Annotated in this window: 15 protein-coding genes and 1 tRNA gene; 7 read left to right on the forward strand and 9 right to left on the reverse strand. The window is 66.7% G+C overall.

Features of this window, described 5'->3' with window-relative positions; genetic code table 11:
- Positions 1 to 17: 17 nt before the first annotated feature.
- Positions 18 to 1,229 carry a bifunctional glutamate N-acetyltransferase/amino-acid acetyltransferase ArgJ gene (gene argJ, locus V6X30_RS00975; RefSeq protein ID WP_367982768.1) on the forward strand — a complete coding sequence of 404 codons (1,212 nt, stop codon included), beginning with the start codon at positions 18 to 20 and terminating at the stop codon, positions 1,227 to 1,229.
- Positions 1,210 to 2,163 (forward strand): Nudix family hydrolase, encoded by a 954-nt coding sequence (locus V6X30_RS00980; protein WP_367982769.1) that lies wholly within the window; start codon positions 1,210 to 1,212, stop codon positions 2,161 to 2,163. Before argJ ends, V6X30_RS00980 begins: the two co-directional genes overlap by 20 nt.
- On the opposite strand, the gene yacG is transcribed toward V6X30_RS00980, so the two are convergent.
- From yacG to V6X30_RS01020, 8 genes are all read right to left on the reverse strand, one after another.
- Complete coding sequence (gene yacG, locus V6X30_RS00985; protein WP_408022348.1) at positions 2,160 to 2,411, reverse strand: DNA gyrase inhibitor YacG; 252 nt, start codon at positions 2,409 to 2,411, stop codon at positions 2,160 to 2,162. The genes V6X30_RS00980 and yacG overlap by 4 nt on opposite strands.
- Positions 2,374 to 3,162: a cell division protein ZapD gene (gene zapD, locus V6X30_RS00990; RefSeq protein ID WP_367982771.1), complete on the reverse strand. Its 789-nt coding sequence runs from the start codon at positions 3,160 to 3,162 to the stop codon at positions 2,374 to 2,376. The genes yacG and zapD overlap by 38 nt, the downstream gene beginning before the upstream one ends.
- A 57-nt stretch (positions 3,163 to 3,219) precedes the next feature.
- Positions 3,220 to 3,849 (reverse strand): dephospho-CoA kinase, encoded by a 630-nt coding sequence (coaE, locus tag V6X30_RS00995; RefSeq protein WP_367982772.1) that lies wholly within the window; start codon positions 3,847 to 3,849, stop codon positions 3,220 to 3,222.
- Complete coding sequence (locus tag V6X30_RS01000; protein ID WP_367982773.1) at positions 3,839 to 4,606, reverse strand: prepilin peptidase; 768 nt, start codon at positions 4,604 to 4,606, stop codon at positions 3,839 to 3,841. Before V6X30_RS01000 ends, coaE begins: the two co-directional genes overlap by 11 nt.
- A 35-nt stretch (positions 4,607 to 4,641) precedes the next feature.
- Positions 4,642 to 5,859 (reverse strand): type II secretion system F family protein, encoded by a 1,218-nt coding sequence (locus V6X30_RS01005; RefSeq protein ID WP_367982774.1) that lies wholly within the window; start codon positions 5,857 to 5,859, stop codon positions 4,642 to 4,644.
- A complete protein-coding gene (locus V6X30_RS01010; protein WP_367982775.1) occupies positions 5,856 to 7,496 on the reverse strand; it encodes a GspE/PulE family protein in 1,641 nt (546 codons plus the stop codon). Before V6X30_RS01010 ends, V6X30_RS01005 begins: the two co-directional genes overlap by 4 nt.
- A 116-nt stretch (positions 7,497 to 7,612) precedes the next feature.
- A tRNA-Pro gene (locus V6X30_RS01015) sits at positions 7,613 to 7,689 on the reverse strand.
- Between the two features lie 9 nt (positions 7,690 to 7,698).
- Complete coding sequence (locus V6X30_RS01020; RefSeq protein WP_367982776.1) at positions 7,699 to 8,676, reverse strand: polyprenyl synthetase family protein; 978 nt, start codon at positions 8,674 to 8,676, stop codon at positions 7,699 to 7,701.
- Between the two features lie 148 nt (positions 8,677 to 8,824).
- On the opposite strand from V6X30_RS01020, the gene rplU reads away from it, so the two are divergent.
- From rplU to proB, 4 genes are all read left to right on the forward strand, one after another.
- Complete coding sequence (gene rplU / locus V6X30_RS01025) at positions 8,825 to 9,139, forward strand: 50S ribosomal protein L21 (protein WP_367982777.1); 315 nt, start codon at positions 8,825 to 8,827, stop codon at positions 9,137 to 9,139.
- A 31-nt stretch (positions 9,140 to 9,170) separates the two neighbouring features.
- On the forward strand, positions 9,171 to 9,431 hold the full coding sequence (rpmA, locus tag V6X30_RS01030; protein ID WP_367982778.1) for a 50S ribosomal protein L27: 261 nt from the start codon (positions 9,171 to 9,173) through the stop codon (positions 9,429 to 9,431).
- Positions 9,432 to 9,504: 73 nt separating this feature from the next.
- Positions 9,505 to 10,527, forward strand: coding sequence for an Obg family GTPase CgtA (gene cgtA, locus V6X30_RS01035; RefSeq protein ID WP_367982779.1), 1,023 nt, complete (start codon positions 9,505 to 9,507; stop codon positions 10,525 to 10,527).
- A 4-nt stretch (positions 10,528 to 10,531) separates the two neighbouring features.
- On the forward strand, positions 10,532 to 11,656 hold the full coding sequence (proB, locus tag V6X30_RS01040) for a glutamate 5-kinase (protein WP_367982780.1): 1,125 nt from the start codon (positions 10,532 to 10,534) through the stop codon (positions 11,654 to 11,656).
- Positions 11,657 to 11,689: 33 nt separating this feature from the next.
- Here proB and rpsT read toward each other — a convergent pair whose 3' ends face one another.
- Entirely contained in the window at positions 11,690 to 11,953 is a 264-nt protein-coding gene (gene rpsT / locus V6X30_RS01045; protein WP_367982781.1) for a 30S ribosomal protein S20, read from the reverse strand.
- 117 nt (positions 11,954 to 12,070) lie between these two features.
- On the opposite strand from rpsT, the gene murJ reads away from it, so the two are divergent.
- Entirely contained in the window at positions 12,071 to 13,627 is a 1,557-nt protein-coding gene (murJ, locus tag V6X30_RS01050) for a murein biosynthesis integral membrane protein MurJ (RefSeq protein ID WP_367982782.1), read from the forward strand.
- The last annotated feature ends 15 nt before the right edge of the window (positions 13,628 to 13,642 follow it).

Below are 13,642 nucleotides of genomic sequence, written 5' to 3' on the forward strand. Positions count from 1 at the left end.
GGTTGAGGGCATGACGGATGGCTGTGGGTGAGTCCCCGTTGCCGACCCTGCATGCGGTGCCGGGCCTGCGCCTGGGTACCGTAGCGGCTGGCGTGCGGAAGGTCGGAGAGCCCGACCTGGTGGTGATGACCCTCGAGGCGGGCAGCCGCATGGCCGGGGTTTTTACCCGCAATCAGTTCCGGGCCGCACCGGTTCGCTCTGCCGAGGCCCATCTTCGCGATGATATTCCCCGCGCGCTGATCATCAATACCGGAAATGCCAATGCCGGCACCGGTCCGGCCGGCGAGCGAGCCGTTGATCAGAACTGTGCACGACTTGCCTCGATCCTCGGCTGCCGCCCCACCCAGGTCATTCCTTTTTCCACCGGTGTCATCGGTGAGCTGCTGCCCGCTGAGCGGATCGACGCGGCCCTGCCGGCGGCTGTCGATGCCTTGTCGGACAATGGCTGGGCGGCGGCGGCGGATGGTATACGCACCACCGATACGCGCCCCAAGGGCCGAAGTTGCCGAGTGGAGCTGGAGGCGGGGCCGGTGACGCTCACTGGCATCGCCAAGGGCTCGGGCATGATCCGGCCGGACATGGCCACCATGCTGGCCTATATCGCGACCGACGCCGACATCGATCAGCCCCTGCTGCGCAACCTGTTGCGGGATGCGGTGGCGGTGAGTTTCAACCGCATCAGCGTCGATGGCGACACCTCGACCAATGATGCCTGCGCGCTGATCGCCACCGGCGCGAGCGGCAGCAAGCTCTCGGCCGAGGCGGATATCCGGCGCTTCGCCGATGCCCTCGATGCACTCTGTATCGAGCTCGCCCGCGAGATCGTTGCCGACGGCGAGGGTGCAACCCGTGAACTCGCGGTTCGGGTGACGGGTGCCGGGAGCGTAGCCGAGGCCGAGCGGGTGGCGTTTACCGTGGCGGAGTCGCCGCTGGTCAAGACCGCTTTATTTGCCGGCGATCCCAACTGGGGTCGGATTCTGGCCGCCGTGGGCCGTGCCGGGATCGATGATCTGGAGGTCGACCGGGTGCGCATCCACATCGATGACTGTGCCATCGTCGAGGGCGGTGGTCTGAGCCCGGATTATCGGGAATCGCTCGCCGCCGAGCGCATGGCCGCGGATCGCGTGACTTTCCGTATCGATCTGGATCGCGGCGATGATGAAGTGACGGTCTGGACCTGCGACTTCTCCTACGACTACGTCCGCATCAATGCCGAGTACCGGAGCTGACCCGATACCACTGCGCGTCGCCGTCGGCGTTGTCCGTGATGAACGGGGCCGGGTGCTCGTGGCAAGGCGTGCGCTGGACCGCCACCAGGGCGGCCGGTGGGAATTCCCCGGTGGCAAGGTCGAGGTTGACGAGTCCGTGAGCACAGCTTTGCGGCGAGAGCTGACCGAAGAGCTGGGTATTACCGTGGATGAGTGTCGTCCGCTCATTCGCATTGCCCACGACTACGGAGATCGCCAGGTGGTTCTGGAGGTCCGGACGGTTGATCGCTGGTCAGGCGAGGCGGTGGGTCTTGAGGGGCAACCGCTCGACTGGCGCCTGCCCCATGAACTCGACCCGGCCGATTTCCCGGCCGCCAATCGCGGCATCATCACCGCGCTTCGGCTGCCTGGTCACTATGTCATCAGCGCCGACTGCCATGAGCCCGCCGCATGGCTGGCGATGCTCGATCGCGTGTTGGCGGGCGGCGAGCGACTCATCCAGTTCCGGGTGCGCCTGCAGGGCGAAGACCGGCGAGTCCTCGCCGATGAGGCGCTCGCCCGCTGTCGTGCGGTCGGTGCCCGGCTGCTTATCAACGGCGATGTGGCATTGGCTCGGGCGCTGGCGGCGGATGGCGTGCACCTGACCGGCCGTGAGCTCTCCCGGCTCCGGGAACGCCCGCTGCCGCCGGACCAGTGGGTCGCGGCTTCCTGTCATGATCCGCAGGCAATCCGGCAGGCTGCGTCACTGGGTGTGGACTTTGCTGTTCTGAGCCCGGTTGCCGCGACGGCAAGTCACCCCGGCGCGCAGCCCCTTGGGTGGGCTGCGTTCAACGGCTGGGCGGCGGAAGCGCCTTTCCCGGTCTATGCCCTTGGCGGGATGACGCCCGATGACCGGGCGATGGCATGCCGCCAAGGCGGTCAGGGGGTGGCCGGTATCTCGGGGTTCTGGGCTTAGAGACGTTCATCTCCGTTGGGATCCAGCCCCTCGGGCAGCCCTTCGATGTCCGGTTCCGCGGGTTCTCCGGGGATCTGGTGACGCTCGTCGAGCCAGTCGCCGAGGTCGATCATCCGGCAGCGCTTCGAGCAGAAGGGCCGATACGGTGAGCGTTCCGCGCTCCAGGGGACCTGTGCGCCGCATTGGGGGCAGGTGACCATCGGTGTGGTGTCAGATGACACAGCGCTCAAGGGTGAACGGGACATCATCGCTGACCTGTTGGGGTCGTTCGCCCTGCTCGGGCTGTTCCATGAAACGGATGTTGCAGAAATGCCGGCTACCGCTGATTTCGGGATAACACTGGCGGGCCTGCGGTAGCAGAACGCGCAGCATCTGGTAAGGGGTGGCCCGGTCGAGGGTCGCCTGGAAACTGCCGCCACCGGCTGTTTCGCTGACCGGGTCCGCGCTCTCGCGAAGGAGCCGCAGAACCAGTGCCGTGCCCTCGTCGATCAGCGTGAAACCCCCATGCCAGTCGGCCAGCAACGCCTGCCGCTCGGCCGCGGGCCCCTCAAGCCAGAGGTGGTAACCCGGCAGGTCGAACGCGCAGGTGCCACCCAGTACGCCGGCGCGCTGTTCAATACCGGTGAGGAATTCATTGTTGCGCACCACCGCCGGCATCCCGGTGGGTGCCTCGCGCAGTCGTCGTGCGATGTCACGGCACTCGGCGAGAACCGGCTCGAGTAGCCGGTCATCCACCTCCGGGCGGGCCTGAAGTTTCTCCAGGCTGTTCAGGATACGCTCCAGCTCTTTCTGAAGTTCGGAGCGGACGTCGCTGCGGTTGAGCAGACCGATGATATCGAGCAGGGCATCCACGGCAGACCGGGTATGCCAGGCGGACTCACCGGCAGCGCCGAACCGGAACCGATCGAAGAGGAATTCCAGACGCAGGAAGGTTCGCATCCGCTCGTTGAGCGGATACTCGTAGATAGTCAGATCTGCCTGAGTTCCGGTGTCTTCCACGCTCGCCCCTATCAGCGAATGTTGGCATTCTCTCCCAGACATCGGGCAATCACCAAATCAGTCAGTCATCGCGGCGAGATGGCGATATTTCTGATGCAGGGTCTCGACACGGGCGTCGAGCGCCTCGGGTGTGCCGTCGTTGACGATGACATCGTCCGCCAGCGCCAGTCGGCGCTCGCGCTGTGTCTGGCTGGCGAGCGCCTGATCAGCCTGTGCCCGGTCGACATCGTCGCGCGCCATCAGGCGTTGGCGCTGCCGTGATGGCTCGGCATCCACCACCAGAATGCGATCATATGAGTCTGCCCAGCCGGCCTCGACCAGCAGCGGAACCACGACAATGGCGTACGGGGCATCCACCTCGCCCAGGCGCAGCGCGACACGGGCACGGATGCGTGGATGGGTGATCGCCTCCAGATCCCGGCGGGCCGTCTCATCCTTGAATATCCGCTCGCGCAGGGCGCGCCGATCCAGCTCACCCCGGGCGTCGATCACCTGCGCCCCGAAGCGTTCACGAACCGCGGCGAGGCCGTCGCTGCCCGGCGCCACGACCTCCCGGGCCAGTTCATCGGTGTCGATAACGGGCACGCCCAGGGCGGCAAAGCGGTTGCTGACGGCGGTCTTGCCACTGGCAATGCCACCGGTCAGACCCACTACCAGGGCCGGCCGACTGCCCGATTCAGATTGCACCCCACTCATGGGGCCAGACTAGCGTGATCCAGCCGGCCATGGCGAGCCAGGGTCCGAAGGCGATGTGCGCCGGGAGGGGACGCCTGCGGGCCGGCCCTGTCAGGAGCGACCATAGCGCACCGCCGCCGGCGGCCAACAGCATGACCAGGGGCAGCGTCCCCGGTCCTAGCCAGGCACCGAGCATGGCCATCAGCTTGAAATCGCCTCCACCCATGCCATCGCAGCCCCGAAGCAGACGGAAGCCGGCGTTGAGGCTGCTGAGGGCGGCGTAGCCGATCGCGGCGCCGAGCACCGCCTGGCTGGCGTCGCCATGAATGCCCCAGGTTGCAAGCAGCAGGCCGAGCCAGAGACCGCTCAGGGTAAGCGTGTCCGGCAGCAGGCGAGTGGCATGATCGATGCCTGCCAGTGCGAGCAGCCAGGCCGTGAGCAGAAACGCCGAAAAGCCCGCCGGCGTGATGCCGAACCGTGCGGTGACCAGCAGTCCGCCGATGGCCATCAATGCCTCGATGAGCGGGTATCGGAGGCTGATGGGCGAACGGCAATGCCGGCATCGGCCGAGGCGTCGGATCCAGCCAAAAAGAGGGATGTTGTCGCGCCACCAGATGACCTGCCGGCAGTGGGGGCATCGCGAACGGCCCGTCAGGATCCCCGCCATGCCAGGGGTCGGATCCGCCTCGGTCATGGTGCGCGGCAGGCGGTGGATGACGACATTGATGAAGCTGCCGATACAAAGACCGATGATGCCGGTCAGGCTCATTAGCAAGGCGGATTCGCTGACTGCCGGTAGCGGATTCAAACCACCGCCCCCAGTTGAAAGACGGGCAGGTACATGGCCAGGACCAGGCCGCCCACCAGCAGCCCGAGAAGGCTCATGATGATGGGCTCCAGCGCGGTGCCGAGCCCGTCAACGCCCTGTATGACCCGTGTTTCATGGCGCTCGGCGATTCGCTGCAGCATCGTCTCGAGTCGCCCGGAGGCCTCGCCGGTGGCGATCATCTGACCGGTGCTCGCCGGGAAATGTCCGGCGCTGCCCACCGCGAACGCCAGCGATCTTCCGTCGCGCAGATGATCGCCCATCTGGCTCACGGCATCGCGGTAGACCGTATTGCCCAGCGTGCGCGCGATGGTGGGCAGGGCCTCGGCCAGCGGAATCCCGGCACGCAGCATCACGGCCAGAGTCCGGGTGAAACGCGCGATCATCGCGCCCTCGATAAGCGCCCCGATGAGCGGTAGGCGGAGGAGCAGCCGGTCGCGGTAGCGAAGTAGTCCCGGGAATTGCGACGTCGCGACGCCGATCAGGCCGAGGCAGACGATGACGGCGACCATGACGAGCCAGCCCCCGTGGCGGAGCCACTCCGAGGCGGCGATCACCTGTCGGGTGAACAGCGGCAGCTGGGCGCCAAAACCCTGGAACAGGCTCTCGAAACGGGGCACCACGAACATCAGCAGTGCCAGGGTGACGATGAGCGCGATGCACAGCACCAGGCCCGGGTAGAGCATTGCCCGGCGTAGACGACGCCGGATGGTCTCGCTGCGCTCGGCGTCACTGGCGATGCGCTCGAGCAGGGTCTCCAGCTCGCCGGATTGCTCGCCGGCCTGCACCAGTCCGCATATCAACGGGCTGAAGTGCCGGGGTTGCTCGGCCAGCGCCGCGGAGAGTGGCATCCCCGCTACGACATGATGCCGAATGGTGCCGATCACCCGGCGCAGGCCGGCATGTTTCTCCTCGCGGGCGATCATCTCCAGTGCTTCCACTAATGGAATGCCCGCGGTGGCCATCGTCGAGAGCTGGCGCAGCAGAGGCGTTGTCTGACGGGGGCGGAGCGCCGGTGTGGTGGGGGTGACGATTGCCTCGAGCCAGGCCGGGACGGCAACGGCATGCTCGACAAAAATACCGTGACTCCGCAGGTCACGACGCAGTTGTACGGCGTCGCCGGCAGGCATCAGACCGCGCCGTCTTGTCCCGTTCAGATCCCGGCCCTGCCAGCCATAGGTCGGCATCCGGCTCATCCCCGGGTAACCCGGTCGATCTCGCCGAGGCTGGTCAGGCCCTGCGCGGCCTTGGCCAGCCCGGCATCGCGCAGGCCATGCAGTCCGGTGGCGCGCAGGTCCGCGGCGAGGGTCGTATCCCGGTCGTTCTGCAGGATTCGGGTGATGATGGCATCGGTCATGGGCATGACCTCGTGAATACCCAGCCGACCCCGGTAGCCGTTCAGGCATCGGGAGCATCCGGCTGCTTCGAAAAACTGGCCGTCTGGCGGTATGCGAGCCGGCTTGCGGCAGTGCGGGCAGAGTCGGCGAACCAGCCGTTGGGCGCTCACCAGGATGACCGATGCGGCGATGTTCCAGCGCGGAATGCCCATGTTCACGAGGCGCGTGATCGCGCCTGGCGCATCGTTGGTATGCAGGGTGGAGAGGACCAGGTGTCCGGTCTGGGCCGCCTTGATGGCGATTTCCGCGGTTTCGCGATCGCGGATCTCGCCAACCATCATGATGTCCGGATCCTGGCGCAGAAAGGCCCGGAGGGTCTCGGGAAAATCGAGGCCGATGCGGCTGTTCACCGAGATCTGGTTGATGCCGGGGAGCTTGATTTCCACCGGATCCTCGACCGTGAGGATGTTCCGGCTGCTGCGATTGAGTTGTTGCAGCGCGCTGTAGAGCGTCACGGTCTTGCCCGAGCCCGTCGGCCCGGTCACCAGAATCATGCCGTGGGGTCGGTCGATGGCGGCACGAAAGGCGGCCAGCTGATCGGCCTCGAGGCCCAGCGCCTCAAGGCCCAGGGCGGCGGTCGCGGAGTCGAGCAGGCGCAGGACGAGCTTTTCTCCGAACAGTGTCGGCACTGTGCTGACACGGAAATCCACGGCCTCGCCCTCGTCGGTTTCCATGCGCAGGCGTCCGTCCTGTGGCAGGCGGCGCTCGGCAATGTCCATGCGGGCCATGACCTTGAGGCGCGCCACCAGCCGATCGGCCATATCCACCGGCGGGTGAGCCACCTCCTGGAGCAGGCCGTCCCGGCGAAAGCGCACCCGACAGTGCGCCTCGAAGGGCTCCAGGTGGATGTCCGAAGCCTGCTCACGAATCGCCCGGCGCAGCAGTTCGTTGATATAGCGGATGACCGGCGTGTCATCCTCGGGCGGATTACCGGAGCCGTCCCGCACCTCGGTCTCCGACCGGGGTGTCGAGGCCAGCTCCTCGCCCAGTGCATCAACGCTCCCGCTGAGCATGGCGATCCGGGCCGAGAGCGTATCGTCCTCCGCGAGGACCGGCTCGACGGGCAGATCGGTATGAAAGCGCAGTTCATTCAGGGCGGCGACATTGGCGGGATCGGATACGGCCACCCGCAGCATGCCGCCCTGTCTCTCGAGAGGAAGTGCCTGATGCCGGCGGATGATCTCGGGGTCGATACGCTCGAGCAGCGCCGGATCCGGCTCCAGTTGCGCGCCACTGACCCGCTCGATGCCGAACTCTTCGGCCGCGGCGTCAGCGATCGTGGCGGGGCTGAGCGCGCCGCTGTCGAGGAGTTGACGGACCAGGGGACGGCGGGTACGCCGCGCCTCGCTGACAATGCGATCCGCCTGTGCGGCGCCCAGCACACCCTGCTTGACGAGGCGCCGCGCCAGGGCGGGCCGACGCGCGGTTGTATCCATTCTGCGCTCCGTTTCCGCTTGGCGGAGGCGCAGTATGCGATTCGACGGGCCGGGCCGACCGTGACCGGGGTCGCAGAATGCTCAGTGAGTTACAGCGGCTTGGCGGGGGAGAGAAATGGTCGGGGTGGCGAGATTTGAACTCACGACTCCTGCCTCCCGAAGACAGTGCTCTACCAAGCTGAGCTACACCCCGAATGCCTGTTCAGTGATTGCGACCCACCGCGAATCGGGCCAGCGATCCCAGTGCCGCGCGGAAGTCGCTGTCGGGAAATGCCTCGAGCGCACGCTCGGCATACTCGGCTTCCTGCTCGGCAAGGCCGCGAGTATAGGCAATCGACCCGGTGTGCGCAATCGCCTCAGCGACGGCGTCGATCTGCTCGCGACCCCCGTTTTCAATGGCCGAGCGCAGCATGTCGCGCTCGGCCGTATCGGCGTTGGCCATGCAGTGGATCAGAGGCAGAGTGGGTTTGCCCTCGGCCAGGTCATCGCCGATGTTCTTGCCGATGGCCTCGGCGCTGCCGTCGTAGTCAAGGGCGTCATCCGCCAGCTGGAAGGCGATGCCGAGATGCCGGCCGTAGTCTGCCGCGGCGCGGATCGCTGTCTCGTCGCCCGGCCGCGCCAGGCCGGCCGCCAGTCGGCAACCCGCCTCGAACAGAACCGCCGTCTTGCGGTAGATCACCTCGTGGTAGCGGGGCTCGGACACATCCGGGTCGTGCACATGCATGAGCTGCATGACTTCGCCTTCCGCGATGCGATTGGTCGTGCGCGAGAAGACCGCCATCACCGTCTTGTCGTCGAGTTCCACCATCATCTCGAAGGCACGGGTGTAGAGGAAGTCGCCGACCAGCACGCTGGCCTCGTTACCCCAGATCTGGTTGGCGGTATCCCGGCCCCGGCGTACGGCGGACTCGTCCACCACATCGTCGTGAAGCAGTGTGGCGGTGTGGATGAGCTCCACGGTGGCACCCAGCAGCGCATGCCGTTCGTCATCCGGCGGATGGCCGGCAGCGCGGGCCATGAGCAGGGTCACCATGGGGCGCAGTCGTTTGCCACCACCGCCGATGATGTAGTGACCCAGCTGATTGATCAGGGCAACGTCGGACTGCAGCCGCGCCTTGATGATGCGGTCGACGGCAGTCATGTCGCCCGCAATGCGCTCGCGTATGGCGGCGATCTCCATCCGAATGGGTCCCGGTATGAAAGGAGTAGCCCGCGATGCTAGGAACGGGCGCGGGGGGTGTCAAGCACCGCGGTGCCTGCGCATTGACCGGAAATGGGAATGCGGCTATCATCTCGCGGCTTTGGATCAACTCCCTGGAGTCTTTCAGATGTACGCGGTTATCAAGTCGGGTGGCAAACAGTACCGGGTCGCCGAGGGCGACGTGCTGAAGGTCGAGAAGCTGAACGCCGAGGCCGGCGATACCGTGGACTTCGACGAGGTTCTGCTCGTTGCCGACGGCGACGACGTCAAGGTCGGAACGCCGCGCCTCGACGGTGGACGGGTCTCCGCCGAGGTCGTCTCGCAGGGCCGTGGGCGCAAGATCGAGGTGGTCAAGTTCAAGCGCCGCCAGGATTATCAGCGCCACTACGGTCACCGTCAGCCCTACACCGAGGTCCGCATCACCGGCATTCAGGCCGGCTGATCGCAGCAGCCCGACAACGGAGACAGTACTCATGGCACATAAGAAGGCAGGCGGCAGCACACGGAACGGTCGCGATTCGCAATCGAAGCGGCTTGGTGTCAAGCGCTTCGGCGGTCAGGCGGTGATTGCCGGTAACATCCTGGTCCGGCAGCGTGGCACGCACTTTCACGCTGGCGAAAACGTCGGCATCGGCAACGACCACACGCTCTTCGCCAAGGTCGATGGCCAGGTCGTGTTTGCCCGCAAGGGGCCGCACAAGCGACGTGTGGTCAGCATTCAGCCGGCGGGCTGAACGCCAGCGCCCCAGCGCCCCGAACCAGCCCCGCCGCGAGCGGGGCTTTTTGATTGCGGCGGATGGATAACCAATGAAATTCGTGGATGAGGCGAGTATTCGGGTCACCGCCGGTGACGGCGGTAACGGCTGCGTGAGTTTCCGCCGCGAGAAGTACATCCCCCGCGGAGGCCCTGACGGCGGGGATGGTGGGCATGGTGGCAGTGTCTGGCTGCAGGCGGATGATGGCCTGAATACCCTTGCTGATTTCAGGCATAGCCGGCGTTTTGCCGCCGAACGGGGGCAGGGTGGCCAGGGCCGGCAGATGGCCGGGCGCTCCGGCGAGGATGTCACGATACCGGTTCCCATCGGTACGCTGGTGCGTGACCGGGATACCGGCGAGGTCATCGGTGATCTGACCCGCGACGGCGAGCGGCTCTGCGTGGCTCGTGGCGGCCGCGGCGGACTCGGCAACGTCCACTTCAAGAGCTCCACCAACCGTGCGCCGCGCCAGTCGACCCCCGGCAGCCCCGGCGAGCGGCGGGAAATCGCACTGGAGCTCCAGCTGCTCGCCGACGTCGGTCTGCTGGGTCTGCCCAATGCCGGCAAATCGACGTTCCTCCGCGCTGTTTCGGCGGCGCGCCCGCGGGTAGCCGATTACCCCTTCACCACACTTCATCCGGGCCTGGGAGTGGTGCGCATCGGCCCGGGCAGCAGCTTTACCGTGGCGGATATCCCCGGGCTGATCGAAGGCGCCGCCGAGGGCGCAGGACTGGGAACGCGTTTCCTTCGCCATCTGGCCCGCACGCGGCTGCTGCTGCACCTGGTGGATGCGGCCGGTCTCTACGAGGATCGTGATCTGGCCGCGGAGGTCCGCACCGTGGTGGCCGAGCTGGCAGCCCACAGTGAGGACCTCGCCGGGCGTGAGCGCTGGCTGGTGCTGAATAAGGCCGATCTGTTTCCCGAGGATGAACGTGACGCCGTCGCCGAGTCACTCCGCCATTCGCTGCAGTGGACCGGCCCGCTGCATGTCATCTCGGCAGAGACCGGCTGGGGGACGGAGGCGCTCTGTCAGGCGGTCATGGCCCACCTCGAGGCACAAGACGATGCCGGTTAGTCGCATGCCCGGCAGGCGTCGCTGGGTGGTCAAGGTGGGTAGCGCCCTGGTGACGGATAATGGTCGTGGGCTCGATCATGCGCGGATCGCCGACTGGGTCCGCCAGATCGTCCGGGCGCGTGAGCAGGGCATCGAGATTGTGATGGTGTCCTCCGGCTCGGTCGCCGAGGGCGTCCAGCGGCTGGGTTGGCCGGAGCGGCCCAAGGCCCTGCATCAGTTGCAGGCGGCGGCAGCGGTGGGGCAGATGGGCGTCGTGGAGGCCTACGAGTCGCAGTTCCAGCGCTTCGGGCTGAAGACCGCGCAGATCCTGCTCACCCATGATGACCTGGCCGACCGTCAGCGCTACCTGAATGCCCGCGTGACGCTGCGCGCCCTGCTCGCACTCGGCGTGGTGCCAGTGGTGAATGAAAACGACACCATTGCCACCGAGGAGATCCGCTTTGGTGACAACGATACACTGGCCGCGCTGGTCAGCAATCTCATCGAGGCGGATCAGCTGATCATTCTCACTGACCAGCAGGGATTGTACGACGCCGACCCGCGCGCCAACCCCGGGGCACGGCTGATCGACAAGGCCGCCGCCGAGGATGAATCGCTGGAGGCCCTGTGTTCCGACGCGCCGGGTGTGCTCGGCAGCGGGGGAATGCGCGCCAAGGTGATGGCGGCGCGCCGGGCCGCCCGGGCGGGTGCCCTGACCCGCATCGCCTCAGGGCGCGAGCCCGATGTTCTGGTGCGCATTGCCGCCGGCGAGTCGCCGGGTACCCGACTACTGCCCTCGAACGAACGTCTCGCTGCCCGCAAACAGTGGATTGCAGGGCAACTGCAGGTCAGCGGTCAGCTGTGGTTGGACTGGGGAGCCGTGCGCGTGTTGCGGAGCCAGGGGCGAAGTCTGCTGCCGGTGGGTGTTACCGGCATCGAGGGCGAATTCCGACGCGGCGAGATGGTGGCCTGCCTGGATCCGGCGGGCGAGGAGGTGGCCCGCGGCCTGGTCAACTACGACGCCGACGCGGCGCGGCGTCTGGCGGGTCAGGGCAGCAATCGCATCGAGGCGCTATTGGGCTATGTCACCGAGCCCGAGCTGGTCCATCGGGACAATATGGTTCTGACGGATTCGGTTGCCGACGGATAGTGCGCGCCATGGCGGCGCGCACACGGGCATTGATCAGGCGAGGGCCTTGATCTGCTGGGCCAGCCGGCTTTTATGCCGCGCCGCCTTGTTCTTGTGGATGACACCGCGGGTAGCCATCCGGTCGAGTACCGGCACAGCTTCGTTGTAGGCGGACTCGGCAGTAGCCTTGTCGCCTTTTTCGATCGCGGCCGTCACCTGCTTGAGCTTGGTGCGCATCATCGACCGGCGGGCCTGATTGTGACGGCGCCGATGCTCGGCCTGACGGGCGCGTTTCCTGGCGGAGGCGATGTTGGCCAACGTGCTGCTCCTGTTGAGTGTCTGTCTCGAAGAAAAGAGCGGTAATATGCGAATCTTCCGCCAGAATGTCAACCACAACCGGCCCTTGCGCCGGTCCTCGGGCTGAAAGGGGCATCATTGCGAAAGGGGCTTTGGCAGTCGGTGATGACCTTCGGCAGCTGGACCATGCTGTCGCGGGTGATGGGGCTGGTGCGGGATATCGTCCTGGGCGTGGTGTTCGGCCCCTCGGCGGCAACGGATGCCTTTTTCGTTGCCTTCAAGATTCCCAATTTTCTGCGCCGCCTGTTTGCCGAGGGGGCGTTCCAGCAGGCGTTTGTCCCGGTGCTGGCCGACGCCCGGCATGCCGGCGGCGATGCGGCGGTAAGGGCGCTGTTTGGCCGGGTAACCGGTTGTCTGGGGCTGGTGCTGCTGGCCATTACGGTGCTGGCGGTGCTCGGGTCGCCGGGCCTGGTGCGCGTATTCGCCCCCGGCTTTATCGATCAGCCCGAGCAGCTGGCGCTGGCCACGGAGATGCTGCGTCTGACTTTCCCCTACCTGCTGCTGATTGCCCTCACGGCGGCCGCTGCGGCCGTGCTCAATACCTATGACGAGTTCGGCCCGCCAGCCTTCGCGCCGGTACTCCTCAATCTCACCCTGATTGCCGCGGCGGTGTGGTTGGCGCCCCGCCTGGAGACCGGCGTGCTGGCCCTGGCGCTGGCGGTCCCCGTGGCCGGTGCACTGCAGTTGCTGCTGCAGCTGCCGTTCGTATGGCGACGCGGGGCGCTGACCTGGCCATGGCCGGACTGGCACGATCCCGGCGTGCGGCGCATCCTGCGATTGATGGGGCCGACCCTCTTCAGTACATCGGTGCAGCAGATCAATCTGCTGCTGGATACGATCCTGGCCTCCTTCCTGGTGGTGGGCTCGATCAGCTGGCTTTACTGGTCCGACCGGCTCATGGAGTTCCCCCTCGGCGTTTTCGGTATCGCCCTGGGGACCGTGATCCTGCCGCGACTCTCGGCTGACCATGCGGCGGCCAGCCCGGCGGGATTCAACGCCACGCTGGACTGGGCGCTGCGCCTGGCGTTGGTCATCATCCTTCCGGCTACGGTTGGCCTGGTCGTCCTTGCCGGACCGCTGCTGGCGACACTTTTCGGATACGGCGCATTCGGCGCAGCCGACGTGCAGGCGGCGAGCTGGAGCCTGATGGCCTATGGCCTGGGGTTGTTCGGCTTCGTGCTGGTCAAAGTGCTGGTGCCCGGCTATTTCTCCCGCCAGGACACGCGCGGGCCGGTGCGCTGCGCGGTCATCGCCATGCTGGTCAACATGGTCCTCAGCGTGTCCCTGGTCTGGTTGATGATCGACACCGGTGTGGCCCATGCCGGCCTTGCCCTGGCCACCGGTCTGGCGGCCTGGGTCAACGCCGGATTGCTCTATCGCGGGCTCCGCCGCGCCGGTGTCTACCGGCCGCTGGCGGGCTGGCGCTGGCTGGGGAGCCGGGTGCTGGCCGCCGCGCTCGTGCTGGGTCTGGTGCTGCAGTGGCCGGCGCGGCAGCCGGCGCTCTGGCTGGAAGCCGATGTCGTCGGGCGGGTCACGGCCCTGGCGGGCGTGATCGCCATCGGCATGGGGGTCTATTTCCTCACCCTGTGGCTGCTGGGGGTCCGCCCGGCACAGCTGCGCGAGCCCCGGGCGTGAGCATGGCTCAAGCCC

Source organism: Spiribacter sp. 1M189 (genome assembly GCF_040838345.1).
In the GTDB taxonomy this organism is placed as follows: Bacteria; Pseudomonadota; Gammaproteobacteria; order Nitrococcales; family Nitrococcaceae; genus Spiribacter; species Spiribacter insolitus.

Excerpts from the sequence above, each read along its gene's own strand:
- V6X30_RS01020 (WP_367982776.1), bottom strand. The coding sequence starts at position 8,676 with ATGGAGATCGCCGCCATACGCGAGCGCATTGCGGGCGACATGACTGCC.
- cgtA (WP_367982779.1), top strand. The coding sequence starts at position 9,505 with ATGAAATTCGTGGATGAGGCGAGTATTCGGGTCACCGCCGGTGACGGC.
- V6X30_RS01000 (WP_367982773.1), bottom strand. The coding sequence starts at position 4,606 with ATGAGCCTGACCGGCATCATCGGTCTTTGTATCGGCAGCTTCATCAAT.
- argJ (WP_367982768.1), top strand. The coding sequence starts at position 18 with ATGGCTGTGGGTGAGTCCCCGTTGCCGACCCTGCATGCGGTGCCGGGC.
- rpmA (WP_367982778.1), top strand. The coding sequence starts at position 9,171 with ATGGCACATAAGAAGGCAGGCGGCAGCACACGGAACGGTCGCGATTCG.
- yacG (WP_408022348.1), bottom strand. The coding sequence starts at position 2,411 with ATGATGTCCCGTTCACCCTTGAGCGCTGTGTCATCTGACACCACACCG.
- rplU (WP_367982777.1), top strand. The coding sequence starts at position 8,825 with ATGTACGCGGTTATCAAGTCGGGTGGCAAACAGTACCGGGTCGCCGAG.
- V6X30_RS01005 (WP_367982774.1), bottom strand. The coding sequence starts at position 5,859 with ATGAGCCGGATGCCGACCTATGGCTGGCAGGGCCGGGATCTGAACGGG.
- proB (WP_367982780.1), top strand. The coding sequence starts at position 10,532 with ATGCCCGGCAGGCGTCGCTGGGTGGTCAAGGTGGGTAGCGCCCTGGTG.
- V6X30_RS01010 (WP_367982775.1), bottom strand. The coding sequence starts at position 7,496 with ATGGATACAACCGCGCGTCGGCCCGCCCTGGCGCGGCGCCTCGTCAAG.
- V6X30_RS00980 (WP_367982769.1), top strand. The coding sequence starts at position 1,210 with ATGCCGAGTACCGGAGCTGACCCGATACCACTGCGCGTCGCCGTCGGC.